The sequence below is a fragment of the Methanoregula sp. genome (genome assembly GCF_002835825.1).
Lineage (GTDB): Archaea > Halobacteriota > Methanomicrobia > Methanomicrobiales > Methanospirillaceae > Methanoregula.
Genome location: NZ_PIZH01000401.1, coordinates 1 through 1878, shown reverse-complemented (window position 1 = coordinate 1878; position 1878 = coordinate 1). Strand labels below are relative to the sequence as shown.

The window sequence follows — 1878 nt, the reverse complement described above, 5'->3', positions numbered from 1 at the left end:
CTCTATGGACGGGCGGGCCTTGTCGGGCAGTACGCAAACCTCTTTGGCATCTCCATTGCGTTCACTACCCTTGCCGTGATCATGGCGCAGATCTTCGTTGCTTCGCCTTTCTATCTCAGGCAGGCAAAATCGCTCTTCGACCAGCTCGACCCCGCGTACGAGCTGACCGCACGGACGCTGGGTGCATCCCCGGCCCGTGTCTTTGCCACCGTTGTTGTCCCGCTCACGGCCGGGGGCCTCGTCTCCGGGGCTGTGATGACCTTTGGCCGGGCGCTCGGCGAGTTCGGGGCAACGATCATGTTTGCCGGCAACCTGCCGGGCGTCACCCAGACCATGCCGCTTGCGGTCTATGTCAACATGGCCGGGGACTTCAATGCCGGGCTCACCATCTCGATCCTGCTTGTCCTCATCTCGTTTGCGATCATGATCGCGGTCCGCTCCTGTGCAAAGACGGAGGTGCCGCATGCTTGAGGTTACGATCCGGAAAAAACTCCGCGATTTCCCGCTCGACCTTTCATTCTCTGTTGATGATGGCCGTATCCTTGTGCTGATGGGCGACAATGGCGCAGGCAAGTCCACGACCCTCAACGTCATTGCCGGACTCGTTGCACCGGACTCTGGCATGATACGGTTCAACGGCTCCACGATCTTCGACTCGGGGTCCGCTATCAATGTCCCGGTCGAGCAGCGGAAGATCGGGTACGTCCTCCAGCGTTCCGCAATCTTCCCGCACCTGAGCGTTTCCGGGAACATTGCGTACGGCCTGCGTGCCCGGCATTGCGATGCTGCGGTCATTGAAGAACGGGTCGGCCACTGGCTCGACCGGATGAACATCCGCGAGCTTGCCAGAGTACCGGCTGCGGGGCTATCAGGCGGGCAGAAGCAGCGGGTGGCCCTTGCCCGGGCGCTTGCCACCGGGCCGTTGCTCCTCATGCTGGACGAACCGTTCTCCGGTCTTGATAACGAGAGCCGAAGGTCTGTCCGGGAGGTTGTGCGGGAGTGCGTGGCCGACCTGAAGATCCCGTGCATCATGGTAACGCACCGGCTCGGTGATGCGAGGGCGACTGGTGACCGGATCTGTACCGTCTGCCGTGGGAAGATCACCGGGACAGGGGATCTCGGGCCGGGCCGGTAAGGGGATCTCTCACGGAACGGCCGGATCGCGTTTTCCATGGACAGAGCCCCATAGTTCAGCTAGGCCCCACAGGGACTTTCTCTTCCTAAACAGTTCTGTACAGGCCGGTCAAAACACCTTTTAATTCTTTTAATTCCCTATCCGGAAGCATATTGTGGATATTGGAATAACTCTTTGGAAACACCCCCCAATCAGGCCGGTCGGCAGTAAATGTTTTTTTGCATCCGGGGCCTTACGGGGTTCCGATTAATCAAAAACTACGAATCAGGCCGGTTTCGGCCCCTGCCCCTCATCGCGACTCTCCCCAACCATCGGAGAAGAGGTGATCCCGGCACCCCCTCCAACCGGCCCCGGGATACTCCCGACCGTAACCTCAGCACCTGGCTCCGGTCCTGTGGGGGAAGGTTCGGTGGCACAACGCGTTGCGGGCAGCGGTTGTTGCGCAGAGATCCCCGTGCTTATGGTCTCTGCGGGCAGAAGTTCCGGTGGGACTTCGTACCGGATTTCCGTGATCTGGTCATCTTCGATAACAAAGAACTGCCACGCATTCCAGGGAGAGAGCGTCCAGATCTCGCGGGAGATGACGGGGGTTTTTGGCAGCATACGGAGCTGGATGACGTCTGTCCTGAAGAGGATGAGGATCTCATCGGGTTCACACACATGAGCCCGGATTCGCTTGATCCGGCCAAATGTTGTCAGGTCCCTCCGCAAGATGACAAAACCTAACGCCGCCCGGGCACGGG

General features: G+C 59.8%; 3 protein-coding genes. 2 read left to right on the top strand and 1 reads right to left on the bottom strand.

The window, feature by feature from the left end:
• Positions 1-471: ABC transporter permease (locus CW742_RS11550; protein ID WP_292420538.1), on the top strand; the 471-nt coding region annotated here is incomplete at its 5' end.
• On the top strand, positions 464-1135 hold the full coding sequence (locus tag CW742_RS11545; protein ID WP_292420535.1) for an ABC transporter ATP-binding protein: 672 nt from the start codon (positions 464-466) through the stop codon (positions 1133-1135). The genes CW742_RS11550 and CW742_RS11545, both read left to right, overlap by 8 nt.
• A 264-nt stretch (positions 1136-1399) precedes the next feature.
• Here the strand turns inward: CW742_RS11545 and CW742_RS11540 are convergent.
• A partial coding sequence (locus CW742_RS11540; protein WP_292420532.1) for a hypothetical protein occupies positions 1400-1878 on the bottom strand: 479 nt, incomplete at its 5' end.

Excerpts from the sequence above, each read along its gene's own strand:
- CW742_RS11545 (WP_292420535.1), top strand. The coding sequence starts at position 464 with ATGCTTGAGGTTACGATCCGGAAAAAACTCCGCGATTTCCCGCTCGAC.